Genomic DNA, 25,670 nt, shown 5'->3' on the forward strand with positions numbered 1-25,670 from the left:
ACACGCGCAAATAGCGCAAACGTATGTTACTCCTGAAAATGCCAAAAACACCGGTGGGCAATTTCAGGATTTTTTTTATCTAATTTTTAACCAAAGAATAATAGCCCCTTTTATTCGTAAATAATTAATTACGAATGAAATCTTTATTATTTTTTACCGGCCTCTGCTTAATTTCATTGCAAGCCGTTGCTCAAACCCACACTTTACAGGGAACAGTCACCCGTGGCGAAACTCCGGTTGAAGGAGTGGCAGTTTATGCCGTAGAACCAGCCGATGGTACTACTACCGATGAAAATGGAAGGTACAGCCTTGAGCTTGAAGAAGGTGAGTACAACCTGGTATTTTCCTACGGAAATCAAAAAACTTTAAAAGTAAGTCTTGATAGGGATAAAACCCTTAATGTAGATCTTAGTGATGTACAGGAGGTTCTTGATGAGGTTTTTCTTTCTTCTGTAAGGGTAAGTGCAAATTCGCCAATTACGTACAGTAATCTTACCAACGAAGAAATTGAAGACCGCAACCTGGGCCAGGATATTCCGGTGTTAATGAATTATATGCCAAACGTTGTCACGACCAGTGATGCTGGAGCAGGTGTTGGTTATACCGGGATTAGGGTTAGAGGTAGCGGCCCCACCAGTACGAATGTTACTATAAACGGGATTCCTTATAACGATGCCGAAAGCCTCGGGACTTTTTGGGTAAATCTTGGAGATTTTGCGTCATCAGTAGAAAACCTGCAATTGCAACGTGGTGTGGGAACTTCTACAAATGGTGCCGGAGCTTTTGGTGCCAGCCTTAACATTTTAACCGATGGTTATAGTGAAGAAGCCAATGCCGAAGTAGCCAACAGTTATGGTTCTTTTAATACTCATAAGCATACGGTTAAATTCAGCACAGGTCTTATAGACGATCATTGGGAATTTGCCGGTCGTGCTTCGCAAATAAAAAGTGACGGATATATAGATCGTGCAAATAGTGATTTAAAATCTTATTTTCTCCAGGGAACTTTTGTAGACGAAAATACCCTGGTTAAAGCCATTACTTTTGGCGGAAGTGAAAAAACTTACCAGGCCTGGTATGGCATAGATTCCACAACTTTGGCTAATGACAGGACTTATAATCCTGCCGGGGTTTATACCGATGAAGAAGGGAATACTAAATTCTACGACAATCAAACCGATAATTACAAGCAGGACCATTATCAATTATTGTGGAATCAAGAGTATAACAAAAACTGGTCGTCTAACCTTGCTTTTCATTATACTTACGGGCGTGGTTATTATGAGGAATACGAAGAAGACGCGACTTTAAATGAATTTGGGTTGGAAAATTTTCAGGCAGAAAATGAAGAAGTAACCACCTCAGACCTGGTTGGAACCAAATGGCTGGATAACCACTTCTTCGGAAGTGTTTTTAGCCTGAATTACCAGGATCAAAACTGGGATGTGATTTTTGGTGGAGGCTGGAACCGGTATATCGGGGATCATTTTGGCGAGGTGATTTACACGCGCTTTGCCAGGAATAACGATCCTTACGAACCTTATTATGAAAATACAGGAACAAAAACCGATTTTAATCTCTACGGAAAAGCAACTTATGCAGTTTCAGAAAAACTGGCCGCTTATTTAGACCTGCAGGTAAGAACCATAGATTATGAAACCGAAGGAATGCTCTCTGAAGGAAATGAATTCCTGGTAGACGATTCTTTTACTTTTTTTAATCCCAAAGCCGGATTAACTTACGCACTAAATAATGAAAATCAATTCTATTTTTCTTACGCCCGTGCCAATAGGGAGCCACGACGTAGCGATTACGAAAACGGGGAGCCAGAGCACGAAGAGTTGAACGATTTTGAGTTGGGATGGAGACATAATACACCGGCTGTTCAATTAAACACCAACCTTTATTATATGGCTTATGAAAACCAGTTGGTGTTAACCGGTGGGATCGATGATGTAGGTGCGTTTATTCGTGAAAACAGCGGAAATAGTTATCGTTTAGGTTTGGAAATAGATGCGGTAATTAGACTTTCAGAAAAACTTTTTGTGAGACCAAACCTGGCTTTGAGCCGAAATAAAAATGTAGATTTTGTTTCTACCTGGGATGGGCAATTGGTTGATTTTGGAGAGACTGATATTTCATTTTCACCATCTATAGTAGGAGGAAACCGAATTACTTATCTCCCTGTAGAAGGATTAGAATTAAGTCTGTTGTCAAAATATGTGGGAGAACAGTTTATGAGTAATATTGAAGCTGAAAATTCTAAACTGGACGCTTATTTTGTGAACGATTTTAATATTCAATATACCTGGCGAAATGCACCTTTATTTAAAGAAGTTGTTTTCACAGGTTTGGTAAATAATATTTTAGGAGAAGAATATGTTTCCAACGGTTATTACTACACTTTTAATGTAGAAAACCCAGATACTGCTACAGGTTTACAAACCTTAGATGGCGCCGGTTATTATCCGCAAGCCACCACCAACTTTTTAGCCGGAATTACTTTGAAGTTTTAATTTGTTTGTCGCCTCTCTCCTCCTTTTTTATGGGAGGGGAGAGGTTTTTAAAGTTTTAATTTTGAAGGGTCCTGACGGGTATCAAAAACATTGGTAATCAATATTTTATTTTCGAATTCTATGTATATTAATTTGAAGTGCATTACAATCATTCTTCGAAATGGAAGACCTAAAGTTTCATCTATTTGATATTGCTGCGGGTACTTAATATTTTTACCTGTTAAATAGATTTTATCGACAATTTTATTTGCGACAACGAGATCTTTTTCAGCATAAAATTGCCATATTATCTTGATATCATTTACGGCTATTTCTGTCCAGATGACTTCTTCCAACTTTCAATTTCTCTTTTTAATTGCTCAGTTGTAAAATATTTGCCTTCTTTAGCTTCATTTACGGCTTTTTCTACTTCTTCTTTATATTCTTTTACAGTAAGCGGTTTGCCTGAAACGGTATAAGCTACAATTTTGTCTACTTCATAATTATCAATAATAGCCTGCACTTTCTTTAATAAGGCTTCATCTGCATTTTTCAGCTTATTTATCACCTGATCTTTGAGTTCTAAAGTGCTCATAATTAGTCTAATTATTTAATAAATATAATTAAAATTTAGATAAAGGATTAAAGAAATATTTTAATTATAAACTTCTATCGTATTCCCGCGGCGTTCAATGCGGTAAGGTTTCATTGCGTATTCGCCATCACCTTCCAATAATTCACCTGTAATGATATTATAAGAATTGCCGTCTTCGCAATTACAGGTAGCGACAATACCTTCTACCGTCATTACCGAGCAATTACTCGGCGGGTGGTTAGGATCACTAAGTTCAAAAGCAGTGTACTGCGAGTTATTAATGTTATATACAACAACTCCCCTTATGCCTTCGTTATAAGTAACAAAGCTATTTCCTGGAAATTGAAGATCATTATATTCTGGAAAATCCAGGTTTAGTTGAAGCCTGAAATTCAAATCTATTAGGTTTGGGTTATTAAGGTCATTGTCATCATTGGTGGAGCAAGCGCTAAAAATTACTGAAAATAGAAGCAAAAAAAGAGTTTTTTTCATGATATCGGCAATATTTTCGCTAAATATTATTATTGTTTTCAAGGCGTAAATTTATTATATTTGTTAAACAAATCCCGTCGTGCTATGGGATTTTTTCTATTTATATAAACGATGAAGTTATGAGCAAAGTATCTTATTATACTGAAGAGGGATTAAAAAAGTTGAGGGATGAACTTAATCAGCTACGTGATGTAGAGCGGCCAAAGGCTTCTGAAGCTATTGGCGAAGCCCGTGATAAAGGAGATTTAAGTGAGAATGCAGAATATGATGCTGCAAAAGAAGCACAGGGTCTCTTAGAAATGAAGATCTCAAAATTGGAAGAAGTGGTTGCGAATGCCAGGGTAATAGACGAATCTCAATTAGATACCTCTAAAGTGCTGGTACATTCCCACGTGAGAATAAAGAACCAAACAAGTGGTGCCGAAGTAAAATATAAATTGGTAGCCCAAAGTGAAGCCGATCTAAAATCTGGTAAAATATCGGTAGATTCTCCTATAGGCAAGGGCTTATTGGGGAAAAAAGTTGGAGATACAGCAGAAATAGATGTGCCTAGCGGTAAAATGAAATTTGAAATTTTAGAGATCTGGAGAGAATAGTTTCCGGTTTTTAACAGTTTGCAAAATCCTTTTCCAATACCTTTAACTAAGGTTCTGTGAAAAGGATTTTATATTTATATACTAACCAATTCAAAATATTATGGCCAGTTTATTCACTAAAATAGTAAGGGGAGAAGTGCCTGCTTACAAAATTGCAGAAGATAGTCAGTTTTTGGCTTTTTTAGATGTTAACCCAAATGCTAAAGGACATACCTTATGTATTCCAAAAAAAGAAGTGAATAAAATCTTCGATTTAGAAGAAGAAATGTACCAGGAATTAATGCGTTTTTCCCGAAAAGTGGCAATCGCTTTAGAAAAAACCGTTGATTGCAAGCGGGTAGGAATGGCCGTGGTAGGTCTCGAGGTTCCGCACGTTCATGTACATCTTATTCCGCTTAATTCTATGAGTGATATGGATTTTTCAAAAAGCGAAAAAATGGAAGAAGAAGAATTCAAGAAACTGGCAGAATCTATTCACGTTAATCTTTAATGGAAACCGAAAGTTACAAGTTAAAGCTGGAGCTTAGGATAGACTGGAGTGATTTAGATATGTATAAGCACGTAAATAATATCTCATTTATGCGCTATATGCAGTCTGGCCGGGTTAATTTCTGGGAAGCTTCAGGGATTTACAAGATGTATGAAAACAGCAATATGGGAACAATGTTGGTTTCTACTCATTGTGATTTCAAGAAGTCGCTGTACTATCCTGGGAAAGCCATAGTAAAGACCAGAATAGATTTTATTAAAAATTCCAGTTTCGGTTTAAAACACCTTATTTTAAATGAAGCCGATGAGGTTTGCGCTGAAGGTAAAGATGTGGTGGTTTGTTATGATTTTGAAAGAGATAAAACGTTTAGAATACCCGAAGATTTAAGAGATCAGCTTTCCAGATTCTAAACTTTTCTAAGTGAAATTTTAAAAGTAGTGCCTTTGTTTAATTCGCTTTCGGCTACTTTTATTCTTCCGTGGTGATAACCCTCAATAATACGTTTTGCTAAAGATAATCCAAGGCCCCAACCTCGTTTTTTGGTGGTATGTCCGGGTTCAAAAATAAGTTTAAATTTGCTTTTATCCAGGCCTTTCCCCGTGTCTTTTATAAAGATATGCGCCCATTTTTGTTCCTCTTTAATTGTAATGTGCAGCTTTCCTTTTCCACGCATGGCGTCTATGGCATTCTTTACCAGGTTTTCTATTGTCCAGCTGTAAAGTTGCTTATTTAACATAACTGGAATATCACCTTTAGGAACATTAATAGAGAATTCAATAAGCCGTGAGCTTCTGGTTTTTAAATAATCGAAACTATTTTGAGTTGCTTCAATAATATTTGTTCTTTCAAGAATAGGAGACGAACCTATTTTAGAAAAACGTTCGGTAATAGTTTCCAGGCGGCTAATATCTTTTTCCATTTCAACGATATAAGACTCGTTTACATTTTCCTGTTTCAGGATCTCGGTCCAGCCAATAAGCGAAGACAGGGGTGTGCCAATTTGATGTGCAGTTTCTTTCGCCATACCCGCCCATAGCTTATTTTGTTCGCTGTTCTTCGTAGTGGTATAGAAAAAATAGACCACTCCAATAAATAGGAAACCTATAAGCACCAACCCAACGGGATAGTATTTAAGACTGTTTAAAACTGGGGAATTACCGTAATAAATATACTGTTGCTCTCCATTTCCAAGATTTATAATTATGGGAGCATTTTCTTCCTTTAAACTTTCAAGAAGTTGTTCAGCCTGCTTCTCATTTTCTAATTTATCGGGATCAATATTAGTGGTATAAGCAATATCCCCATCGGTATCGGTGTGAATTATGGGAATAGTAGTGTTATTATTTAAAATTTCAAGAATAAGGTCAAGGTCGGCATCTGCAGGTGGTGGGTCGCGGTCTAAAGCTTCCTGCGCTTTGGCCCAAATATTCATTTTAGCCCGTTCATCTTGTTTTAAGCGCTGAAAAAAGATACTGGTATTCCATAAAACCAGGCCTACTACTATCAAACACGAAATAATAATAAACCAGCGATTAAAAGTGCGTTCGTCTGTGAAGTTCATACAGGCCTTTGAGCTTTAAAGGATTTAAAGATAAGCGTTTTTAAACGAATTTTATTGCGTGCCCCGGCTTTTCATTCCCTATTGGTTTCGTTACCTTTGCCAAAAAATAAGTATGCTTACAATAGATCCTAAAGAGGTGAGCACTGGCAAGCTTCATCGTTATTTGCTTGGAGCCATTGGCCCCAGGCCTATCGCTTTTGCCAGTACAATAGATACTGAAGGCCGGCCAAATTTATCACCTTTCAGCTTTTTTAATGTTTTTGGATCTAATCCGCCTACATTAATTTTTTCACCGGCAAGGAGAGGTAGGGATAATACGGTAAAGCATACGTACACTAATGTTAAAAATATTGATGAGGTGGTAATCAATATTGTAAATTACGATATTGTTCAGCAAATGTCACTTTCCAGTACCGAATATGCCGAGGGTGTAAATGAGTTCGAAAAAGCAGGTTTTTCAATGCTGAAATCAGAACTTGTGAAACCATTTCGTGTGGCTGAATCTCCGGTACAGTTTGAATGTAAAGTGAAACAGGTTGTAGAAACCGGCCAGGAAGGTGGCGCAGGTAATCTTGTGATTTGTGAAGTTCTTAAAATGCATATTAATGAAAGCATTTTAGACGAAGACGGATTTATAGATCAACATAAAATAGACCAGGTGGCAAGGATGGGCGGTAATTGGTATACCCGCGCGAATATGGGAATGTTCGAGGTGCCAAAACCTCTTTCTAGTTTAGGAATTGGAATAGATGCTATTCCTGCAGGAATTAGGGAAAGTAAAACCTTAACCGGCAATGATCTTGGTAAGTTGGGGAATGTTGAAGCGCTACCAAAAGATGAAGAAATTGCAAGTTTTATAGCTGAAAATAAAGATTTAGCCGAATTAGTAAAAACAAATAACAAAACAGATATTCATACCCGGGCACAATTGTTTTTAGAGAAAAACAATACCGATGCTGCCTGGAAATTATTATTAGCAAAAACAGATTAAGATGGAAGTACAAGGCAAGATTAAGTTAATAGGAGAAACCAAGACCTTTGGAAATAATGGTTTTAGAAAGAGAGAAGTAGTGGTAACTACAGAGGAGCAATATCCGCAACATATAATGATAGAATTTGTTCAGGATAAAACAGATTTGCTTAACAGCTTTCAGGTAGGACAACCGGTAAAAATTGGAATTAACCTTAGAGGTAGAGAATGGGTAAGCCCGCAAGGCGAAACCAAATATTTTAACTCTATCCAGGGGTGGAGAATAGAAAATTTACAGGCAGACCAATCGGCAGGAGGACAAAATGTGCCACCACCAGATAATTTTGAGCCTGCAAACAACTTAAACGAAGAAGATTACGACGATCTTCCATTCTAGGAAATCCTTACCGGATTTAGAAATAATTTCGTTTCAAATTATAAAAAGCTTAGCATCCTATTAAGATGGCTAAGCTTTTTCTTTTTGTACTTTTCTTATTCATCCAAAATCCCTGCAAATTGCATTATTTACAACATAACGAAAAATTCCCGCCCATTTCTGAAGCTGATGAACAGGGGTTGTTGGCTATTGGGGGCGATATGAGCATTCCGCGTTTAATTTATGCTTATAACCACGGAATTTTCCCCTGGTATGATGCTTCCCAGCCTTTACTTTGGTGGAGTCCAGATCCCAGGATGGTACTTTTTCCTGATAAATTAAAAGTTTCAAAAAGTATGAAGCAATTATTTAGGAAGGAAACCTTTACAGTGACTTTTAATAAAGATTTTAGAGCGGTAATAGAATCCTGTGCCGAAATAAGACGTGATGGCCAGCACGGCACCTGGATAACCCAGGAAATAATAGATTGCTTTGGTGATTTGCATGAACTTAATATAGCGCACTCTGTAGAAGTTTGGCAGGATGATAATTTAGTTGGTGGCCTATATGGGATTTACCTGGAAGATAAAAAGATCTTCTGTGGCGAGAGTATGTTTACGAGAGCAAGTAACGCTTCTAAGTATGGATTTATCTCCCTGGTTAGAAAATTAAAAGAAGACGGTGTAAAACTCATAGATTGCCAGGTTTATACCCAGCATTTGGAAAGCCTGGGTGCAGAGGAAATTTCGAGAAACGAATTTCTTAGCTATTTAGATGTTTCTGCATAGATTTAGCCTGAACGTCTTTGGATAAACTAGTCTTCTTATCTGGTTTTAGATAATTCGATGTTGTAGAAATATAAGATAACCACTTTATTTATCAAGCTCTTTTACTTCTGAATTTCTAAAGCAAGATACTTCGTGATCATTTACCATTCCCGTGGCCTGCATATGTGCGTACATTACGGTAGAGCCTACAAACTTAAACCCCTTTTTCTTTAAATCTTTACTTAATTTATCGCTAATGGCGGTAGTTGCAGGGGCTTTTTTGTAATCTTCTATTTCGTTTTGTATTGGTTCGCCGCCTACAAAACTCCAAATATATTTGCTGAAACTCCCGAATTCTTCCTGAATTTTTATGAAATTTTGAGCGTTGGTGACTGTAGCTCTCACTTTTAATTTATTCCGAATAATTCCTGGGTTTTGCAGTAACTCCTGAATTTTGTCTTCGGAATAATTCGCGATTTTTTTATAGTCAAAATCATCAAAAGCTTCCCGGAAGTTTTCTCGTTTTCGCAGTACGGTAATCCAACTTAATCCTGCCTGAAAGGTTTCGAGGATAAGAAATTCAAAAATAGTTTCATCGTTATAAACAGGAACGCCCCATTCATTATCGTGATAAGCCTCGTAGAGTGCATCGCCTTCACACCAGCCACAGCGTTGTAATTTTGCCATTTTAATTAAGGTTTAAAATTATAAGTAATTGTGCCAAGTTGCTCATTTCTGCCCGACAGCCTTGAAAATACCGCATTTGCAGCATAGTCTAATGCTTTTTCTGTTAGGCATTCGTTATCTGAATTTGAACTTGCTTTGTTAATACCAGTATTAACAACCCGTCCTTCAGCATTTACTGTAATGTTTACCACAATTTTTCCGGGTAGATCGCAGGTATAAATAGGATTTGGAATGGAAACGGCATTTCTTCCGCGTAGCGAAAATGAGATAGAACTGTTTCTTAAACTTCCTGATTGAGTAGAAATATCTTTGGAAGAATTATCTCCATCAGATTGTTTTTTTGTTTCTGATTTACTTCCGGTAGTGAAAGTGCCCTTTGTAGAAGTTTCTGTTTTGCTATCTGAACTTTCTTCCTGTTGCGCACTGTTCTGTTCTAAGATTTCATCTAATTCCCTATTAAAATTCTCTTGCCGGGCTTCCTGGTTTTCATTAAATGCCCTGTGAGTTTCTGGTGAATTATTAGGGGTTTCCGGTTCAGGTTCCTCTTCTGGAATTTCTTCTTCATCTTCCTGGGTTGGTGTATATTCCTCTAAATCTACTAACATTTCCTGTTGGTATTTTTGTTTTTGGGACAGGTTGAAGTTATACAAACCAAGAATTAAAACCGAACAAAAAAGTACGGTAATTATGAGGGCTTTATGTTTATCGAAAAAATCCATACTATAAAATAAAACGTGAAATGTTCTATTTTATGCTGAAGGTAGCAATTTTTCAAAAGACTGGAGGTCTAAAGAGTTTTCTATAGTGAATTCGCCTACACGGGTGCGTTTAAGAGAAGAGAGGTAGGCGCCAGAGCCAAGTGCGATTCCAAAATCGTTGGCCATACTTCTAATATAAGTGCCTTTACTGCAAATTATTTTAAAATCTACTATGGGAAACCTGGGAGCATCAACTTCAAATTTGTGTATGGTAACCGGTCTACTTTCTAATTTTACGTCTTCTCCTTTTCTGGCGTATTCATAAAGGCGTTTCCCATCTTTTTTTAAAGCTGAAAAGACCGGTGGTGTTTGCTGAATTTCTCCCGTAAGCTGAAGTGCAGCTCCATCTAAATCTTCTTCTGCAATATGCGCTGTTTCGAAGGTTTTGTCTACTTCAGTTTCCATGTCGTAAGAAGGGGTAGTGGCGCCCAGGGTGAAAGTCCCTGTATATTCTTTTTCGGTTCCTTGTAGCTCCGGTATTCTTTTGGTGAATTTCCCTGTACATATTACTAAAACCCCAGTAGCCAAAGGATCTAAAGTGCCTGCATGGCCTACTTTTATCTTTTTTATTCCGCAGCTTTTTCTAATTAACCAACGCACCTTGTTAACCAACTGAAAAGAAGTCCACTCCAATGGCTTGTCAAAAACCAGGATCTGGCCGGTTTGAAAATCTTCAGGAGTGAATTTTTTAATTTCTGTGGTCATAAAAGTCTGTTTGATTTCACCTAAGAATTATAATCTTTAGGGAAATTTATTTTTAATTATAGTACGCAACCCCAATAGAAACTATTCCTGCAATAAAGCAATAAATAGCAAAATAAGAGAGCTTACTTTTCTTTACAATACTTATCATCCAGGTACAGGCTGCAAGCCCTGCAAGAAAAGAGGCGATAAAACCAATAGCCAGAACAGAGAAAGATGTAGTGCTTTCCATTAAATTACCATCTAAAAGATCTTTGGCTATTTTTCCTAAAATTAAAGGAACAACCATTAAAAATGAAAATCTTGCAGCTTTAGTTTTATCGTTTCCTAATAATACTGAAGTAGAAATTGTAGCGCCACTTCGGGAAATCCCCGGTAAAATTGCGATAGCTTGCGAAACCCCAATTACAAATGCATTACTGTAACTTACAGGTTTATCGGTATTTTTGGCTTTATCTGCCAGCCATAATAAAAGCGCCGTAACGATAAGCATAAATCCTACAAAAATAATATTTCCGCCAAAGAGGACTTCTAATTGTTCTTCAAAGAAAACTCCAATAATAGCAGCCGGAATCATTGAGAGAATAATTTTTAATGAAAATTTAAACTCGTCGTTCCATTTAAACTGAAACAGGCCTCTAAAAATTTCTGCTACATCTTTTCTAAAAACCACAATGGTACTCAATGCCGTTGCAGCGTGAAGAATAACTGTAAAAAGTAGAGATTCACTGGGAATGCTATTATCGCCCAGCAGTGCCTTACCAAGTTCCAGGTGGCCACTGGAAGAAACAGGCAAAAATTCGGTTAGCCCCTGGATTATTCCCAGAATGGCAGCATCTAATTCGTTCAATGTAGGTTACTTTTTGGGATTTAATAAAATAGCATAAACTTCTATTGCAAAACCAAGCAGTACTAAAGTTGGAGCTAGGCGAATACGCTGAAAACTATAAATATCGGGATTAAAAGTGTTGGGGTCGTCACTGCCGCCACCAGCCATAAGAATAAAACCTAAAGTAATTACCGCCAGCCCAATAAACATAAACTGGTAATTCTTCTTCTCAAAAATGAAGTATTTTTTATGATCTGTAGGTTGCTGTTTTTTATTCATAGAAAGCGATAAGGTATAAACCGTTTAAAAAAAATTTTAAGGTTAAAGAGCCAAAATTAACCATTTTAAGTTAAAACAGTAGTATGGAGAATAACTAAATATAAAATAATAAAAAAGCCATACGATTGGGCGTATGGCTTTAATCTTTAACAGCTTAAAATTTTAAGCAGCGTGATAAATGTTGTAGTGATTCAGGATTTCGTGGTAGAAATCCATGCTTTTTTCGTCTTTTTTTAGACAGGATTTTAGAAACCTTTCTAAGTCCTGGCATTCAAAGGTAATTCCTGTGTATTTACGTTTTCCAACCGGTATTTTTAAATCTACCGTTTGTTCTTTGTAATTAATTTTCACATTTTTTGCATCAAAATATTTTTTGATAATAGCGCGATGCATAAGATTATAATTTGAATTCTCTTCAGAATCAAAATTATAAATACTATAAGAAATCAGGCTCTTTACCTCATTTAGTGTAGCGTTTTGGTTAGTATTATTATTCATAGGTGTTGGTATTTATAGGTGTTAGCGCTTGCTAAATTACACTTTGATTTCCTTTTCTCTGTTAAAAAAGTTCTAATAATCCTATGATTAGCAAATATTTAACGACTAAATAATCTTTTTAGTCTTTTTTTAAACTTCGGAGTGTATTGGGGGAAAGAAAAGTACTACATCAGTTTTTAGGGTATTCCCTTATACCGATGAAAGGAAGTTTTTTGTATCTAATTGATATCAAATTCGAGGGGCGGGTGAAGATATCGATATTTATTATCCAAACAGGAAGCGTTTATAAATTTTGTTCCCCCTACCTTAGTAATTCCATAAGAATCGTGAACGTGACCAAAAATGTGAAATTTAATCTTACGTTTTTCTATGGTTTTAAAAAGTGAAGCGCAGCCAATATGCCTGCCATTATTCAAAACGTCTTTAATCTTGTAAGGAGGTGTGTGCGAAATAAGCACTTTGGTGTCTTTTGGGATTTGTTCCCAGTGCGCATCAGTTTCCTGGGTTTGTTTCTGGTTAAAAGCCCAGGTGCCGTCACCGGGTGTTACAGGCGAACCCCAAAATTTAATTCCATTAATTATAATGCCGCTTTCCTTTAAATAATGAACGTTTTCAGGGATTATCTCCTGAATTTCTTCCTCATTAAATTTTTCAAAATAGAAATCGTGATTTCCGGCTATAAAAATTTTATGTTCGTGGGGCTGTGAAGAAAACCATTTTAGAAAATCTACTACTTCCCTTTTAGTTCCACCCTCGGTAATATCTCCTGCGTGAATTAAAACGTCTCCCGGGGGAATTGGAATTTGTGCGTGTTTGTTATGAGTGTCTGAAATGCAAATTAGCTTCATAAATAATGGCAAAATATAAAAAAATCCGGAAGAAAAAATTCTCCGGATTTTTAATCTTTTAAAACCTGAACTTTTAATTTTCTTCCGATTCTTCTTCCGAAGAAATATAATCTTTATCTATTGGTAGTAACTTATTGGTTATTTTAGTTACAGAAAATGCAATTATTACTGCGGTAACTGCAAAAAATAGAAATTTAATAAGAAGACTGTCGCTTAGCACAAAACTATACACCGCTAAAAAAATTTCAACGGCAATAAATACTATTTTTATACTAAGCTTAAAAATCATAATTTCTATTAGGTTATGGGGCAAATATACAATCAAAAACCATTGAAAATTTGATACTTATAGGCTTTTGCTAAAATTTAACGCAAAGAAAACTTTGGGGTTAATTTTTTAAGTTAAAAATTCTTAAACAATAAGCTTAAGTGTTTTGAAATTGTAAATTTCCGTCACAAAAAATGCTATTTTGAAGAAAAAATATAAATTATTTCTGAGTTTTATTGTTATTCTTATTGTGCTGGTCCTGGGCGTAATTGGGGGCAATATGTTTATTGAAAGTAAAATGGAAACGGCTCTTAACAAAAATCTCCAAAAAGCTGAATTTAAATATGAAAGACTAAATGCGAGCCTTTTGGGGAGAAGCGCATCTATAAGCAATCCGGTATATAAAAAGAACGGAATGCAAATTACTGCTGAAGAAATAAAGCTTGACGGAATTGATATTTTTGAATATATAAGCAATAAAAATATTGAAATAAATACCTTAAAATTCACAAAACCTGAAGTGACAATTTATACCGAAACCGAGAAAGAAAAGGATAGTTCAAAAGGGGGAAATTCTGCAAAAATAAACCTCTTGATTAAATTGGTTGAGGTGGTTGATGGGAATTTTAGAATGGCTAAAAACGATTCGGTTAAAGAGCAGCTTTTTGCAAATATCCCATCCCTAAACTTAAAGAACGTAAGTGTAGATCAAAAATCCTTAAAAAACGGACTTCCATTTAATTATGAGGGATTTCAGATGGCATCAGATAGTTTGTTTTTTAATCTCAACGATTTACACGATATGTATGTTGAAAAGATGGAGATGAAGGAGAACTCTCTTACATTCAGCAAGATTAAGATGAAACCTCTATATGATAAACAGGAATTTCAAAATCATATTCCTTATGAAAAAGACAGGTTTGATTTAAGCCTGGGAGAATTGGCTTTTAAATCTTTTAAATGGAGTTTTAAGAACGATTCGCTTAGCCTGGAGAGTGAGAATACAAGAATAACAAACGGCGATATTAAAATATATCGCGATAAACAAGTGAAAGACGATCCCCGCCAGAAACCAATGTACAGTAAAATGATTAGGGAATTGCCGTTTAAATTGAAGTTAGATACCCTTAAAGTTGAAAATCTAGCTATACAATATGAAGAACTTGTTAAGCCAAAAAGAGGACCCGGGAAAGTGACTTTTAAAAATCTTAATGCCAGTATTTACAATATTAGTAATGTAAATATGAATGCTGAAGATTTCCCCAGAACAGATATTGATGTACAAACTCAGTTTATGGGAGAGGCGAATCTTAATGTGAACTGGAATTTTGATATTTCAAATAAAGCTGACGTATTTTCAATTTCGGGACAAATGGACAGGATTTCCAGTGAAGGGATTAACCAGTTTATGAAACCGGCATTAAACGTAAAAGCTGAAGGTGGAATTAGAGATATGCGGTTTAATTTCACGGGGAACAACCAGAATTCTACCGGAGATATGAAACTTGTGTATAAAGATTTTAAAGTAGAGGTGCTTCAAAAAGATGGGGAAGAAGAAAATAAATTCCTTTCTGCCATCGCAAACTTAATAGTAAACAACGATGCTACTTCTGCAGAAAAAGAGCAGAAAAATATTAAAACGAAACGAACACAAAACAAATCGTTCTGGAATTACTTATGGAAAAATGTTAGAAACGGCGCATTAAAGTCCTTTCTTTAAATTTTAAAAGTAACCACCGGCATATTGGCGTGGTTTACCAAATCTTCACTAATGCTTCCATTAAAAAAATGCGCTAAACCTTTGCGGCCATGGGTGCTAATACCAATTAAAGCTTTTTTCTGTTTCAAGGCGAAATTTAAAATTCCCTTTTCTACACTCACATCATTATAAATATGCATTTTGTAGTCGGTTATGTTAAAACCTGAAACAAAATTCTCTATACGCTCTCTAACTTCGGTGCTGGTAATAAAATTATTAGGAGTGTTTATAAAAAGCAAATGAAATTTAGCTTCTATTAATTGTGCGAAATCATAAGCTTTCTCCAGGGTGTGTTTGTTACTGGCATCGGCATCTGTAGCAAAAATAAAGTTATCAATGTCAAAATTTTCGTGTTCATTTTTAATTACAAGAACAGGAATCTGGGAAGAACGCACCACTTTTTCGGTATTACTTCCAATAAACATTTCTTTGAAACCGCTCGCCCCGTGGGAACCCATAATAATTATATCGCAATTGCAGTCGTCGCTCACTTCCATAATTCCGTCAAATGCCTGGTGAAACATTACGGTTTCATGAACCTTAATATCTTTTAAAAAAGGTCTTTCCATAAGTTTGGCAAACCGCTGGTGCGCCAGTTTCATAAAGAAAATAGATTCTGGTAAATTTTGGCTATTGCCACCCCCTACAGGATCTATAAGCTGCATAGGCAGTTCCAGCATATGTAAAAGGTAGATTTCACTATTATGTTTTCTCGCCAATTGCGCAGCAATTTTGAGTGCGTGTTCAGCGGTATCAGAAAAGTCGGTTGGAACGAGTATTTTTTTCATTAATTCCTCTAAAAGATTAAAAATGATTGCTTTATTAAAGTTAAGAATAAAATTTCATTTAAAGTCTGGTTTTCTTTCTCTGAAATTATTATTATATTTGCAGCGTTGAAACTAAAAAAGTACAGCGAGGGGACATAAAGTCCCCTCTTTTTATAAGCTATGTTGCAGGATAAAGTAGAAAATTTGTTGAAGGAAGCTTTCCAGGAAAATAATTCACTATTTTTAATAGACCTAAATATCACTAATGATAACAAGATTTCTGTTGTTATAGATGGTGATAGCGGGGTTTCTGTTAACGATTGTATTGCGGTAAGCCGTAAAATTGAACACAATCTAGATAGGGAAGAAGAAGATTTTTCTTTGGAAGTTAGCTCGGCAGGAGTTTCTGAGCCTTTACGCCTGGAACGGCAATACAGGAAAAACCTGGGTAGAAAGCTACAGGTGACTACCAATAACGAAAAAATTGAAGCAACTTTAACCGATGTAGATCAGGACGGGATTAAGCTAAACTGGAAAGCCAGAGAGCCAAAACCGGTAGGAAAAGGAAAGCATACCGTAGAAAAAGAAACGGTACTGCCGTATTCTGAGATTACAGACGCTAAAGTTATGATAACATTTTAACCTCAAATTGATATGGAAAATATCGCCTTGATTGAGTCATTTTCAGAGTTTAAAGATGACAAATTGATAGATCGTGTAACGCTTATGGCCATCCTTGAAGATGTGTTTAGAAGTGCGTTAAAGAAGAAATATGGTGAAGACGATAATTTTGATATTATTGTAAACCCAGATAAAGGAGATCTCGAAATTTGGAGAAACAGGGTCGTGGTTGCCGATGGTGAGGTAGAAGATCCTAACCAGGAAATTTCCCTTGCTGAAGCTAGAAAAATTGAACCCGATTTTGAAGTTGGTGAAGATGTATCAGAGGAAGTGAAACTTGTAGATTTAGGACGTCGGGCGATTTTAGCTTTAAGGCAAAACCTTATTTCAAAAATTCACGAACACGATAATACTAACATTTTCAAGCACTTTAAAGAGCTTGAAGGCGAAATTTATACCGCAGAAGTTCATCATATTAGGCACAGGGCAATTATTTTGTTGGACGACGAAGGTAACGAGATCGTTTTGCCAAAAGATCGCCAAATTCCTTCAGATTTTTTCAGAAAAGGAGATAATGTAAAAGGAATAATAGAAAGTGTGGAGCTTAAAGGAAATAAGCCTACCATTATTCTTTCACGTACCGCTCCGGTTTTTCTTGAAAAACTGTTTGAACAGGAGATTCCTGAAGTTTTTGATGGTTTAATTACTATTCAAAAGGTGGTTCGTGTTCCCGGTGAAAAAGCAAAAGTAGCGGTAGATACTTATGATGATAGAATTGATCCCGTTGGAGCTTGTGTAGGTATGAAAGGTTCCAGAATTCATAGTATTGTGCGTGAATTGGGAAATGAAAATATAGATGTGATCAATTTCACCACTAACGATCAGCTATTCATTACAAGGGCATTGAGTCCTGCAAAAATTACATCTATTAAATTAGATGAAGAAAATAAAACGGCTGAGGTAATGCTTAAGCCAGAAGAAGTTTCTAAAGCCATTGGCCGTGGAGGTCACAACATTAGGCTTGCCGGGCAGTTAACGGGTTATGAAATAGATGTTTTCAGAGAAGGAGTTGAAGAAGATGTAGAATTAAAAGAATTCTCTGATGAAATTGAAGATTGGGTAATTAAAGAATTTTCAAGAGTTGGGCTGGACACTGCAAAAAGTGTTTTGGAACAGGAATTGGAAGACCTTGTTAGGCTTACCGATTTAGAAGAAGAAACCATTCGCGAAGTGGTTAAAGTTTTAAGAGAAGAATTTGAAGAGTAGTAAAACACTCATTAGAATATATAATAATTAAAGAGGTTAATTTAGAGGGCAATTTATGGCTGAAGCAAAAACAATGCGACTAAACAAAGTATTACGTGAATTCAATATTTCGTTAGACCGGGCTGTAGAATTTTTAAATTCTAAGGGTCACGATATTGAGGCGCGTCCTACTACCAAAATCTCATCCGAAGTTTATCAGGTGCTTTCTGATGAATTTGAGACCGACAAGTCTAAAAAAGTCGAGTCTAAAGAAGTTGGTGAGGAAAAGAGAAAGGAGAAGGAAGAATTGCGTTTAGCAAGGGAAAGAGAACTTGAAGAAAAGCGCAAAGTCGAGGAGAAGAAAGAGGATGATCGTCGTAAAGAAGAAGAAATTTCTTCCAGGGCCAAATTAGCCGGTCCTAAAAAAGTAGGTAAAATAGATCTGGATAAAAAACCAGAGAAAAAAGCCGAAAAAGAGGAAAAAGAAGAGGAGAAACCAGCGCCAGCCGAATCTAAGCAGCCAGAGGAAGCTAAAAAGCCGGAAGCCAAAAAAGAAAAGCCTGAAACTCAAAAACCTGCAGAAGAAGCACCTTCTAAAGATGAGAAAAAGCCAGAAGAAGTTACTCAAAAAGAGGAAACTCCTTCAGAAAAAGAAGAAGAGCCTAAAGATCCTGAGTCAATGACTCATAAAACTAATTATACCAAGCTTAACGGGCCTAACTTTACCGGAAAGAAAATTGACCTTTCTCAGTTTAAAAAACCGGAAAAGAAGAAGGACGAGAAAAAAGCTGCCGACGAGAAGAAGGAGAAAGAAAAACGTAAGAAACGTCGTCGTAGAATTAGTAAGGATGTGAAGCCTGGAGCTTCAAATACAGGTGGTGGTAAAAAAGGAGCCCCTAGAAAAAGAGCTAAACCTATTACTAAAGAAGAGCCTAGCGAAGAAGAAGTTCAAAAGCAGGTTAGAGAGACCCTTGAAAAACTTCAGGGTAAATCTGGTAAAGGTAAAGGAGCTAAATATAGAAGAGATAAAAGAGATCAACACCGTCAACGATCTGAAGACGATCTTGCTCAGCAGGAAACTGATAGTAAAGTGCTTAAGGTTACAGAATTTGTAACGGTAAGTGAAGTTGCTACTATGATGGATGTGCCAGTAACGAAAGTGATTTCGGCTTGTATGTCTCTTGGAATGATGGTAACTATGAACCAGCGTTTAGATGCTGAGACTCTTTCTATTGTTGCAGATGAATTTGGTTATGAAGTAGATTTTGTAACTGCTGATATTGAAGAAACAGTAGAGGAAGTTCCTGAAAATCCTGAAGATCTTAAAGACAGAGCGCCAATTGTAACGGTAATGGGTCACGTAGACCACGGTAAAACATCTTTACTGGATTATATTCGTAAAGAAAATGTGATTGCCGGGGAAAGTGGTGGTATTACACAGCATATTGGGGCTTATAGTGTAGAACTTAAGAATGGTCAAAAAATGGCCTTCCTGGATACTCCTGGTCACGAAGCCTTTACGGCCATGCGTGCTCGTGGAGCTCAGGTAACAGATATTGCGATTATTGTAATCGCTGCAGACGATGATGTGATGCCGCAAACCAAGGAGGCTATTTCTCACGCCCAGGCAGCCGGTGTACCAATTGTATTTGCAATCAACAAATCTGATTTGCCTACCGCAAATCCTGAGAAAATTAAAGAAAAACTTGCAGGTATGAATCTGCTTGTTGAAGACTGGGGTGGTAAAGTTCAGTCTCACGATATTTCGGCTAAAACAGGCCTGGGAGTTGAAGAACTTCTGGAGAAAGTTTTACTGGAATCTGAAATTCTGGAATTAAAAGCTAATCCGTCTAAAATTGCAACAGGAACAGTTGTAGAAGCCTTTCTTGATAAAGGTAGAGGTTATGTAGCAACTATTTTAGTGCAATCTGGAACCTTAAATATTGGGGATTACGTTTTAGCGGGTCGCCATAGTGGTAAGGTAAAAGCAATGCACGATGAGCGAGGTCATGAAGTTAAAGAAGCAGGCCCATCTACACCGGTTTCTATTCTTGGTCTTGATGGTGCGCCGCAGGCCGGTGATAAATTTAAGGTGATGGCAGATGAGCGTGAAGCTAAAGATATTGCGGCCAAACGAACTCAGTTACAACGTGAGCAGAGTGTTAGAACTCAGCGTCATATTACCCTTGATGAAATTGGACGTAGAATTGCTTTAGGTGACTTTAAAGAACTTAATATTATCCTTAAAGGTGATGTTGATGGATCTGTAGAAGCATTAACTGATAGTTTCCTTAAATTGTCTACTGAAGAAATTCAGGTGAATATAATTCACAAAGGAGTAGGAGCCATTACAGAAAGTGATGTGTTGCTAGCTTCGGCGTCAGATGCAGTAATTATTGGATTTAACGTGCGTCCTGCAGGAAATGCAAGACAGGTAGCCGATAAGGAAGAAATTGATATCAGAACTTATTCTATTATTTACGATGCGATCAACGATCTTAAAGATGCGATGGAAGGAATGCTTTCACCAGAACTTAAAGAAGAGATCACAGGTAATGCAGAGATAAGAGAAACCTTTAAGATTTCTAAAGTAGGAACTATCGCCGGTTGTATGGTGACTTCTGGTAAGATTTACAGAAGTGCTGGAATTCGTTTAATTCGCGACGGAGTTGTGGTTTATACTGGAGAACTTGCTTCACTGAAACGTTTTAAAGACGATGTGAAAGAAGTTGCTAAAGGTTACGATTGTGGTATCCAGGTTAAGAATTACAACGACATTAAAGAAGGGGATGTTATAGAATCATTCCGTGAAGTAGAAGTGAAAAAGAAACTTAAGTAATATTAAGTTTTATATTGAATAGAAAAAAGCGGCTTTAGGGCCGCTTTTTTTATGTTCAAATTTTACTGAAATAGCTTTAAATATTTCTGCTGAAAAATTATTTACGTCTGGGTTTAGGGATAAACGCTGAAGGAAAGCTTTCCTTTATTTTTAAAAGCGCTCTGTCGGCTTCCAGGCGATTTCTGAAATTACCCACCCACACTTTATAATTAGGGGCTTCGTAGGCGATTAGTGAAGAATATTCAAATTTGTTGCGGTAATCCTTTATTACATCATTTGCTTCTCCATTATTGCCGTAAAAAAGCTGAATTTTATACCGGTCTCCAATTTCGTTATCCTGACTCATTTCAGATTTTAACTCCAAAAGTTTAGAGAGTTTATCGTCTTCGCTTATATTTATCTGGCCTTCCTGAGCTGTTAAATTCAGGAAAGAAAATCCTGAAAGAAAACAACTTAAGAGTATTTTGTTTATGCTTAATTTTCTCATAGTTATTTATTTAAGGCAAAAGTATAATTTAATAACTTAAACAAGCCTGAATTTATTATTTAGAACTGATATAAATTACCGATTAACACTTATCTAACATTCCTAAAATCGACTATAAGTATTACTTTTGTTGCCGAATTTAAGGGTACAAAGTGTTAATATTACTAAGGCTTCAAGCTGTAAAAACCGTACCAAAGTTAAGACGTTAATTCAACTTATAATATGAAAAAGGTGAAATACCGCCACTCAACTTCGCGACTATTGCTATTAAGTGTAGCATTTTTTATCTCATTTAGCGTTTTGGGAATTGCACAGGAGGAGGCCTCACAGGATGCCACAGAGGAAGGTCAGGAGCAAACCGATGAATCATCGAGAGAATCTTCAGAAGCTGATGCAGCTGCGTCAGATCTCGGCGATCCTGCGAATGGAAAATCCCTGTTTAATTCACTTTGTGCTGCCTGTCACAAACCGTATTCTGCTAGTATTGGTCCTGCCCTTCATGGCGTTACCGAGAAAAGAGAGATGGATTGGTTGTACCGATGGATTAAGAATAGTCAGGACTTAATTTCTTCGGGAGACGACCAGGCTGTGGCGATATACGAAGAGTATAACCAAACAGCAATGCCGGCTTTTCCTCAATTATCAGATGCTGATATTGATGATATTCTTGCTTATGTAGAACAACCGAAACCAGAACCTCAAACGGCGCAATCCGGAGGGGAATCGGCTGGTGGAGATTCTTCAGGTGGAGGAGTTTCTGTAAATGTTATTTTAGCTATTCTGCTATTTGTGTTGGTCATGCTGCTTGCAGTATTATTCCTCGTAAACAAAACACTTAGAAATTTTGCTCAGGCAAGTGGTGTTGTGATTCCTGAAAAACCAAAAAGAAAACCAATTTGGAAATCTTTCGTTGAAAATCAATTCCTTGTATTAGTAAGCGCTGTTTTTGGCTTACTGGTAATTGGTTGGTTTGGTTACGGTTTCTTTATGCAGGTTGGCGTGGATCAGGGTTACCAACCAATTCAGCCAATTCACTATTCGCATAAAATTCACGCAGGAGATAACCAAATAGATTGTAAATATTGTCACTCTTCAGCCAGAACATCTAAACAAGCGGGAATCCCTTCGCTTAATGTTTGTATGAATTGTCATAAATCAATTTCTGAAGTAGCTCCTGAAACTGCTACCGATGAGTATTCAAAAGAATTTTATGACGGTGAAATTGCAAAATTGTATGATGCTGTAGGCTGGAGTCCTGCTGAACAGGATTATACTGGTGAAGAGAAGCCGGTAAAATGGGTTCGTATTCATAATCTTCCAGATTTCGCTTACTTTAATCACTCTCAACACGTATCGGTTGCCGGGGTTCAATGTCAAAAATGTCACGGTCCAATCGAAGAGATGGAAGTGGTGTATCAAGACGCTCCTTTAACTATGGGATGGTGTATTAATTGTCACCGTGAGACTAAAGTTAGGATGGAAGGAAATGAGTATTATGAGAAAATTCACGAAGAATTGTCTAAAAAGTATGGTGTAGAAGAGCTTACAGTAGCTCAAATGGGTGGCCTTGAATGTGCCAAATGCCATTACTAAAAATTTTTTCCCGGGTGTTCGGGGTTAATAAAGAAGTTAATATCTAGATATATATGTCATCAAACAAAAAATACTGGAAAAGTGTTGAAGAGCTAAATGAAAACAGCTCTGTTGTTGAGACGCTCCAACAAAAAGAATTTGCTGAAGAAATTCCGGTTAATGAATTTCTTGGGGATAAAGAATCCCTTGAGAGTTCAAAAACTTCAAGAAGGGATTTCTTGAAATATGTTGGGTTTAGTACAGCTGCCGCCTCATTGGCTGCCTGTGAAGGTCCTGTAATTAAATCTATTCCTTACGTAGTGCAACCTGAGCGTATTGTTCCTGGGGTAGCTAACTACTATGCCTCTACAATTGCCGACGGTTTTGATTTTGCCAGTGTACTGGTGAAAACCAGGGAGGGAAGACCTATTAAAATTGAAAATAATGAATTATCGAAGTCTAAAAGCGGGGTTAATTCCCGGGTACACGCTTCGGTATTGTCAATGTATGACGCTAATAGGGTAAAACGCCCAATGATTGAAGGAAGAAATGTTTCCTGGGAAGAATTTGACCGTGAGGTTGGAAGTGCCCTTAATAATGTTTCTGGCGATATTGTTTTAATGACGCAAACTTTTGCCAGCCCTTCAACTACAAAATTGATTAATGAATTTTCAGAAAAGTATCCTAATGTACGTCACGTAGTTTACGATACGGTTTCTGAAGATGCTGCTTTAAATGCATTCCAGTCTAAATTTGGGAAGCGTGCGCTTCCGAATTACGATTTTTCTAAAGCTGAAACTATAGTTTCTGTTGGAGCCGATTTTCTTGGTGACTGGCAGGGTGGCGGTTACGATGCGGGTTATGCTAAAGGCCGTGTGCCTCAAAATGGCAAAATGTCCCGTCATATTCAGTTTGAATCTAATATGAGTTTAACGGGTGCTAACGCCGATAAGCGTTTTCCTGTAACTCCATCTCAGCAAAAAGCTGTGTTGTCTGCTTTATATGGTTATGTTGCCGGAGGTTCTTCTACTAGTGATTTACCTGCTAAAATTGATGATGCTGTTGTAAAAGCAGCTCGCCAGTTAAGAAAGGCCGGTAGTGGAGCTGTAGTGGTTTCTGGAATTCCTGATGATAATGCACAGGCTATAGTGCTTGCAATTAATGAAGCTCTTGGAAGTGGTGTTATGGATACCAATAATCCAAGAATGATTCGCCAGGGGAATACCCAGGCGGTAATGCAAGCGGTAGAAGATATGAAATCTGGATCTGTGGGAGCAGTGTTAATGGCCGGTGTGAATCCTGCTTATTCATTGCCTAATGGAGCAGAGTTCGCTGAAGCTATAGAAAATGTAGAGGTTTCACTTGCTTTTAGTATGAGCCCAGATGAAACTGCTAAACTTTGTAAATATGTTGCAGCAACACCTCATTACTTAGAGAGTTGGGGTGATATACAATATACTACTTCAAACTTTAGTTTAATGCAGCCTGCAATTAGACCATTGTTTGATACCAGGCAGTTTCAGGATTGCTTATTAAAATGGACAAATAACGATCAATCTTACCACGATTATATAAAAGAAACCTGGAGTGGTAGTATTTCTTCATGGAATACTGCGCTTCACGACGGTATTTTTGAAGCTACTTCTCCTGTAAATGTAGAAACTGCAGAAGGTTCCGGATTAATAAATGTTGCGACCGCTGCCAGTGAATTGGCACGTCCTGCAGAAGGAGAAGGGATGGAGTTAACACTTTATACCAAGCCTTCTATGGGTGATGGGCAACAGGCCAACAACCCATGGTTGCAGGAAATGCCAGATCCGCTAACCAGGGCGTCCTGGGATAACTATCTAACTGTTTCCAAAGCCGATGCAGAATCTTTAGGTCTGGAAAATGACAATGATTCTAATGGAGGTTTAAACGGAAGTTATGTTCACATAACCGTAGATGGTACTACAGTAGAGAATGTCCCTGTAATTATTCAGCCGGGTCAGGCTAAAGGATCTGTAGGGCTTGCGTTGGGTTATGGAAAAAAAGAAGGTTTACAAAAAGAAATGCAGGTAGGTGTAAATGCTTATCCTTTGTATAAAAATTTAAATACTGTGCAGTCGGTCGCTATTGAAAAAGTTTCCGGAATGCACGAATTTGCTTGTGTTCAGCTTCATAATACCTTAATGGGGCGTGGAGATATTATAAAAGAAACAACCTTAGAAATTTTCAATACAAGAAATGCCAGTGAATGGAATTCTGTTCCGAATGTTTCTCTAGATCACGTTGAAAAACCGGTAACTTCTCCTGAAGTTGATATGTGGGATGGTTTTGACCGTAGTATTGGTCATCATTTTAATCTTTCAATAGATCTTAATGCATGTACCGGTTGTGGTGCCTGTGTTATTGCCTGTCACGCCGAGAATAATGTTCCGGTAGTTGGAAAGAGCGAGGTTAGACGATCAAGAGATATGCACTGGTTGCGTATAGATAGGTATTATTCTTCTGAAGATACTTTTATAAACGATCTTGATAAAAAGGAAAATATATCAGGTTTAGGAAGTTCGCTTTCTGAATTTGGAGAATTAGAAGAGCCTGCAGATAATCCTCAGGTAGTATTTCAGCCTGTAATGTGTCAGCACTGTAATCACGCTCCTTGTGAGACTGTGTGTCCTGTTGCTGCGACTTCTCACGGAAGACAGGGGCAAAACCAAATGATTTATAACCGTTGTGTGGGTACAAGATATTGTGCTAACAACTGTCCTTATAAAGTACGTCGTTTCAACTGGTTCAACTATACTCAAAATGAAGAGTTTGATTACCATATGAATAACGATCTTGGAAGAATGGTTATTAATCCTGATGTAACAGTACGTTCAAGAGGGGTTATGGAGAAATGTTCTATGTGTATGCAAAAAACACAAAAGACAATTCTTGATGCCAAGCGGGAAGGAAGAGAAATTGAAGATGGTGAATTCCATACTGCTTGTTCTGCTGCTTGTGATAAGGGAGCGATGACCTTTGGTGATATTAACATAGAAGGTGCGGTAATTCGAGATAGAAAAGAAGATGATAGAATGTACCACTTATTGGAATACGTGGGTACTAAACCTAATGTGATGTACCAAACAAAGGTTAGGAATACAACAGAAGCTTAATAAAATTAATAAAGAAATCAATTAAA

At 37.1% G+C, this 25,670-nt stretch carries 27 protein-coding genes; 13 read left to right on the forward strand and 14 right to left on the reverse strand.

Features of this window, described 5'->3' with window-relative positions:
• Positions 1–134: 134 nt before the first annotated feature.
• Positions 135–2,516, forward strand: coding sequence for a TonB-dependent receptor (locus B5488_RS13210; protein ID WP_079735689.1), 2,382 nt, complete (start codon positions 135–137; stop codon positions 2,514–2,516).
• 47 nt (positions 2,517–2,563) lie between these two features.
• Here the strand turns inward: B5488_RS13210 and B5488_RS13215 are convergent, their stop codons facing one another.
• From B5488_RS13215 to B5488_RS13225, 3 genes are read right to left on the reverse strand one after another with little or no spacing between them, the layout of a single operon-like run.
• On the reverse strand, positions 2,564–2,851 hold the full coding sequence (locus B5488_RS13215; protein WP_079735690.1) for a type II toxin-antitoxin system RelE/ParE family toxin: 288 nt from the start codon (positions 2,849–2,851) through the stop codon (positions 2,564–2,566).
• Positions 2,824–3,090, reverse strand: a complete 267-nt coding sequence (locus tag B5488_RS13220) for a hypothetical protein (protein WP_079735691.1) — start codon at positions 3,088–3,090, stop codon at positions 2,824–2,826. Before B5488_RS13220 ends, B5488_RS13215 begins: the two co-directional genes overlap by 28 nt.
• A 60-nt stretch (positions 3,091–3,150) precedes the next feature.
• Positions 3,151–3,582: a Rieske (2Fe-2S) protein gene (locus B5488_RS13225; RefSeq protein WP_079736620.1), complete on the reverse strand. Its 432-nt coding sequence runs from the start codon at positions 3,580–3,582 to the stop codon at positions 3,151–3,153.
• A gap of 119 nt (positions 3,583–3,701) precedes the next feature.
• On the opposite strand from B5488_RS13225, the gene greA reads away from it, so the two are divergent.
• From greA to B5488_RS13240, 3 genes are all read left to right on the forward strand, one after another.
• A complete protein-coding gene (gene greA, locus B5488_RS13230; protein ID WP_079735692.1) occupies positions 3,702–4,178 on the forward strand; it encodes a transcription elongation factor GreA in 477 nt (158 codons plus the stop codon).
• 100 nt (positions 4,179–4,278) lie between these two features.
• On the forward strand, positions 4,279–4,668 hold the full coding sequence (locus B5488_RS13235) for an HIT family protein (protein WP_079735693.1): 390 nt from the start codon (positions 4,279–4,281) through the stop codon (positions 4,666–4,668).
• Entirely contained in the window at positions 4,668–5,078 is a 411-nt protein-coding gene (locus B5488_RS13240) for an acyl-CoA thioesterase (RefSeq protein ID WP_079735694.1), read from the forward strand. Before B5488_RS13235 ends, B5488_RS13240 begins: the two co-directional genes overlap by 1 nt.
• Here B5488_RS13240 and B5488_RS13245 read toward each other — a convergent pair.
• Positions 5,075–6,229: a sensor histidine kinase gene (locus B5488_RS13245; RefSeq protein WP_079735695.1), complete on the reverse strand. Its 1,155-nt coding sequence runs from the start codon at positions 6,227–6,229 to the stop codon at positions 5,075–5,077. The genes B5488_RS13240 and B5488_RS13245 overlap by 4 nt on opposite strands.
• A 112-nt stretch (positions 6,230–6,341) precedes the next feature.
• Between B5488_RS13245 and B5488_RS13250 the strand changes: the two genes are divergently transcribed.
• The 3 genes from B5488_RS13250 to aat all read left to right on the forward strand — a co-directional run bounded on the left by B5488_RS13250 (position 6,342) and on the right by aat (position 8,363).
• Positions 6,342–7,220, forward strand: a complete 879-nt coding sequence (locus B5488_RS13250; protein ID WP_079735696.1) for a flavin reductase family protein — start codon at positions 6,342–6,344, stop codon at positions 7,218–7,220.
• Position 7,221: 1 nt separating this feature from the next.
• Entirely contained in the window at positions 7,222–7,596 is a 375-nt protein-coding gene (locus B5488_RS13255) for a DUF3127 domain-containing protein (RefSeq protein ID WP_079735697.1), read from the forward strand.
• 119 nt (positions 7,597–7,715) lie between these two features.
• Positions 7,716–8,363 (forward strand): leucyl/phenylalanyl-tRNA--protein transferase, encoded by a 648-nt coding sequence (gene aat / locus B5488_RS13260; protein ID WP_231919737.1) that lies wholly within the window; start codon positions 7,716–7,718, stop codon positions 8,361–8,363.
• Positions 8,364–8,447: 84 nt separating this feature from the next.
• On the opposite strand, the gene B5488_RS13265 is transcribed toward aat, so the two are convergent.
• The 8 genes from B5488_RS13265 to B5488_RS13300 all read right to left on the reverse strand — a co-directional run bounded on the left by B5488_RS13265 (position 8,448) and on the right by B5488_RS13300 (position 13,232).
• Positions 8,448–9,029 (reverse strand): DNA-3-methyladenine glycosylase I, encoded by a 582-nt coding sequence (locus tag B5488_RS13265; RefSeq protein ID WP_079735699.1) that lies wholly within the window; start codon positions 9,027–9,029, stop codon positions 8,448–8,450.
• A gap of 5 nt (positions 9,030–9,034) precedes the next feature.
• Positions 9,035–9,748 (reverse strand): energy transducer TonB, encoded by a 714-nt coding sequence (locus B5488_RS13270; RefSeq protein ID WP_079735700.1) that lies wholly within the window; start codon positions 9,746–9,748, stop codon positions 9,035–9,037.
• Positions 9,749–9,778: 30 nt separating this feature from the next.
• Complete coding sequence (gene truB / locus B5488_RS13275) at positions 9,779–10,492, reverse strand: tRNA pseudouridine(55) synthase TruB (RefSeq protein WP_079735701.1); 714 nt, start codon at positions 10,490–10,492, stop codon at positions 9,779–9,781.
• 52 nt (positions 10,493–10,544) lie between these two features.
• Positions 10,545–11,339, reverse strand: a complete 795-nt coding sequence (locus tag B5488_RS13280) for an undecaprenyl-diphosphate phosphatase (RefSeq protein WP_079735702.1) — start codon at positions 11,337–11,339, stop codon at positions 10,545–10,547.
• Between the two features lie 6 nt (positions 11,340–11,345).
• Entirely contained in the window at positions 11,346–11,597 is a 252-nt protein-coding gene (locus tag B5488_RS13285) for a DUF3098 domain-containing protein (protein WP_079735703.1), read from the reverse strand.
• A 162-nt stretch (positions 11,598–11,759) separates the two neighbouring features.
• The gene (locus B5488_RS13290) at positions 11,760–12,095 is read right to left on the reverse strand and encodes a hypothetical protein (protein ID WP_079735704.1); all 336 of its coding nucleotides are present in this window, start codon (positions 12,093–12,095) and stop codon (positions 11,760–11,762) included.
• A 218-nt stretch (positions 12,096–12,313) separates the two neighbouring features.
• Positions 12,314–12,943 (reverse strand): metallophosphatase domain-containing protein, encoded by a 630-nt coding sequence (locus B5488_RS13295; RefSeq protein WP_079735705.1) that lies wholly within the window; start codon positions 12,941–12,943, stop codon positions 12,314–12,316.
• Positions 12,944–13,016: 73 nt separating this feature from the next.
• Positions 13,017–13,232 (reverse strand): hypothetical protein, encoded by a 216-nt coding sequence (locus B5488_RS13300; RefSeq protein WP_079735706.1) that lies wholly within the window; start codon positions 13,230–13,232, stop codon positions 13,017–13,019.
• A gap of 181 nt (positions 13,233–13,413) precedes the next feature.
• Between B5488_RS13300 and B5488_RS13305 the strand changes: the two genes are divergently transcribed.
• Positions 13,414–14,931, forward strand: coding sequence for an AsmA family protein (locus B5488_RS13305; RefSeq protein WP_079735707.1), 1,518 nt, complete (start codon positions 13,414–13,416; stop codon positions 14,929–14,931).
• On the opposite strand, the gene B5488_RS13310 is transcribed toward B5488_RS13305, so the two are convergent.
• Entirely contained in the window at positions 14,928–15,758 is an 831-nt protein-coding gene (locus tag B5488_RS13310) for a universal stress protein (protein ID WP_079735708.1), read from the reverse strand. The genes B5488_RS13305 and B5488_RS13310 overlap by 4 nt on opposite strands.
• A gap of 159 nt (positions 15,759–15,917) precedes the next feature.
• On the opposite strand from B5488_RS13310, the gene rimP reads away from it, so the two are divergent.
• Genes rimP through infB form a run of 3 tightly spaced genes read left to right on the forward strand, consistent with a single transcriptional unit; the run spans position 15,918 to position 20,442 of the window.
• Positions 15,918–16,379: a ribosome assembly cofactor RimP gene (gene rimP, locus B5488_RS13315; RefSeq protein ID WP_079735709.1), complete on the forward strand. Its 462-nt coding sequence runs from the start codon at positions 15,918–15,920 to the stop codon at positions 16,377–16,379.
• Positions 16,380–16,391: 12 nt separating this feature from the next.
• Positions 16,392–17,624 (forward strand): transcription termination factor NusA, encoded by a 1,233-nt coding sequence (gene nusA / locus B5488_RS13320; RefSeq protein ID WP_079735710.1) that lies wholly within the window; start codon positions 16,392–16,394, stop codon positions 17,622–17,624.
• Positions 17,625–17,679: 55 nt separating this feature from the next.
• Positions 17,680–20,442 carry a translation initiation factor IF-2 gene (infB, locus tag B5488_RS13325; RefSeq protein WP_079735711.1) on the forward strand — a complete coding sequence of 921 codons (2,763 nt, stop codon included), beginning with the start codon at positions 17,680–17,682 and terminating at the stop codon, positions 20,440–20,442.
• Positions 20,443–20,539: 97 nt separating this feature from the next.
• On the opposite strand, the gene B5488_RS13330 is transcribed toward infB, so the two are convergent.
• Positions 20,540–20,929, reverse strand: a complete 390-nt coding sequence (locus B5488_RS13330; protein WP_079735712.1) for an SPOR domain-containing protein — start codon at positions 20,927–20,929, stop codon at positions 20,540–20,542.
• 222 nt (positions 20,930–21,151) lie between these two features.
• On the opposite strand from B5488_RS13330, the gene B5488_RS13335 reads away from it, so the two are divergent.
• Entirely contained in the window at positions 21,152–22,522 is a 1,371-nt protein-coding gene (locus tag B5488_RS13335) for a cytochrome c3 family protein (RefSeq protein ID WP_079735713.1), read from the forward strand.
• Positions 22,523–22,575: 53 nt separating this feature from the next.
• On the forward strand, positions 22,576–25,644 hold the full coding sequence (locus B5488_RS13340) for a TAT-variant-translocated molybdopterin oxidoreductase (protein ID WP_079735714.1): 3,069 nt from the start codon (positions 22,576–22,578) through the stop codon (positions 25,642–25,644).
• The last annotated feature ends 26 nt before the right edge of the window (positions 25,645–25,670 follow it).

Source organism: Salegentibacter salegens, assembly GCF_900142975.1.
GTDB lineage: Bacteria > Bacteroidota > Bacteroidia > Flavobacteriales > Flavobacteriaceae > Salegentibacter > Salegentibacter salegens.

What these genes read in the sequence shown, in the direction of transcription:
- B5488_RS13210 (WP_079735689.1), top strand. Translation starts at nt 135, where the DNA reads ATGAAATCTTTATTATTTTTTACCGGCCTCTGCTTAATTTCATTGCAA.
- B5488_RS13220 (WP_079735691.1), bottom strand. Translation starts at nt 3,090, where the DNA reads ATGAGCACTTTAGAACTCAAAGATCAGGTGATAAATAAGCTGAAAAAT.
- B5488_RS13225 (WP_079736620.1), bottom strand. Translation starts at nt 3,582, where the DNA reads ATGAAAAAAACTCTTTTTTTGCTTCTATTTTCAGTAATTTTTAGCGCT.
- greA (WP_079735692.1), top strand. Translation starts at nt 3,702, where the DNA reads ATGAGCAAAGTATCTTATTATACTGAAGAGGGATTAAAAAAGTTGAGG.
- B5488_RS13235 (WP_079735693.1), top strand. Translation starts at nt 4,279, where the DNA reads ATGGCCAGTTTATTCACTAAAATAGTAAGGGGAGAAGTGCCTGCTTAC.
- B5488_RS13240 (WP_079735694.1), top strand. Translation starts at nt 4,668, where the DNA reads ATGGAAACCGAAAGTTACAAGTTAAAGCTGGAGCTTAGGATAGACTGG.
- B5488_RS13245 (WP_079735695.1), bottom strand. Translation starts at nt 6,229, where the DNA reads ATGAACTTCACAGACGAACGCACTTTTAATCGCTGGTTTATTATTATT.
- B5488_RS13250 (WP_079735696.1), top strand. Translation starts at nt 6,342, where the DNA reads ATGCTTACAATAGATCCTAAAGAGGTGAGCACTGGCAAGCTTCATCGT.
- B5488_RS13255 (WP_079735697.1), top strand. Translation starts at nt 7,222, where the DNA reads ATGGAAGTACAAGGCAAGATTAAGTTAATAGGAGAAACCAAGACCTTT.
- B5488_RS13265 (WP_079735699.1), bottom strand. Translation starts at nt 9,029, where the DNA reads ATGGCAAAATTACAACGCTGTGGCTGGTGTGAAGGCGATGCACTCTAC.
- B5488_RS13270 (WP_079735700.1), bottom strand. Translation starts at nt 9,748, where the DNA reads ATGGATTTTTTCGATAAACATAAAGCCCTCATAATTACCGTACTTTTT.
- truB (WP_079735701.1), bottom strand. Translation starts at nt 10,492, where the DNA reads ATGACCACAGAAATTAAAAAATTCACTCCTGAAGATTTTCAAACCGGC.
- B5488_RS13285 (WP_079735703.1), bottom strand. Translation starts at nt 11,597, where the DNA reads ATGAATAAAAAACAGCAACCTACAGATCATAAAAAATACTTCATTTTT.
- B5488_RS13290 (WP_079735704.1), bottom strand. Translation starts at nt 12,095, where the DNA reads ATGAATAATAATACTAACCAAAACGCTACACTAAATGAGGTAAAGAGC.
- B5488_RS13295 (WP_079735705.1), bottom strand. Translation starts at nt 12,943, where the DNA reads ATGAAGCTAATTTGCATTTCAGACACTCATAACAAACACGCACAAATT.
- B5488_RS13300 (WP_079735706.1), bottom strand. Translation starts at nt 13,232, where the DNA reads ATGATTTTTAAGCTTAGTATAAAAATAGTATTTATTGCCGTTGAAATT.
- B5488_RS13310 (WP_079735708.1), bottom strand. Translation starts at nt 15,758, where the DNA reads ATGAAAAAAATACTCGTTCCAACCGACTTTTCTGATACCGCTGAACAC.
- rimP (WP_079735709.1), top strand. Translation starts at nt 15,918, where the DNA reads ATGTTGCAGGATAAAGTAGAAAATTTGTTGAAGGAAGCTTTCCAGGAA.
- nusA (WP_079735710.1), top strand. Translation starts at nt 16,392, where the DNA reads ATGGAAAATATCGCCTTGATTGAGTCATTTTCAGAGTTTAAAGATGAC.
- infB (WP_079735711.1), top strand. Translation starts at nt 17,680, where the DNA reads ATGGCTGAAGCAAAAACAATGCGACTAAACAAAGTATTACGTGAATTC.
- B5488_RS13330 (WP_079735712.1), bottom strand. Translation starts at nt 20,929, where the DNA reads ATGAGAAAATTAAGCATAAACAAAATACTCTTAAGTTGTTTTCTTTCA.
- B5488_RS13335 (WP_079735713.1), top strand. Translation starts at nt 21,152, where the DNA reads ATGAAAAAGGTGAAATACCGCCACTCAACTTCGCGACTATTGCTATTA.
- B5488_RS13340 (WP_079735714.1), top strand. Translation starts at nt 22,576, where the DNA reads ATGTCATCAAACAAAAAATACTGGAAAAGTGTTGAAGAGCTAAATGAA.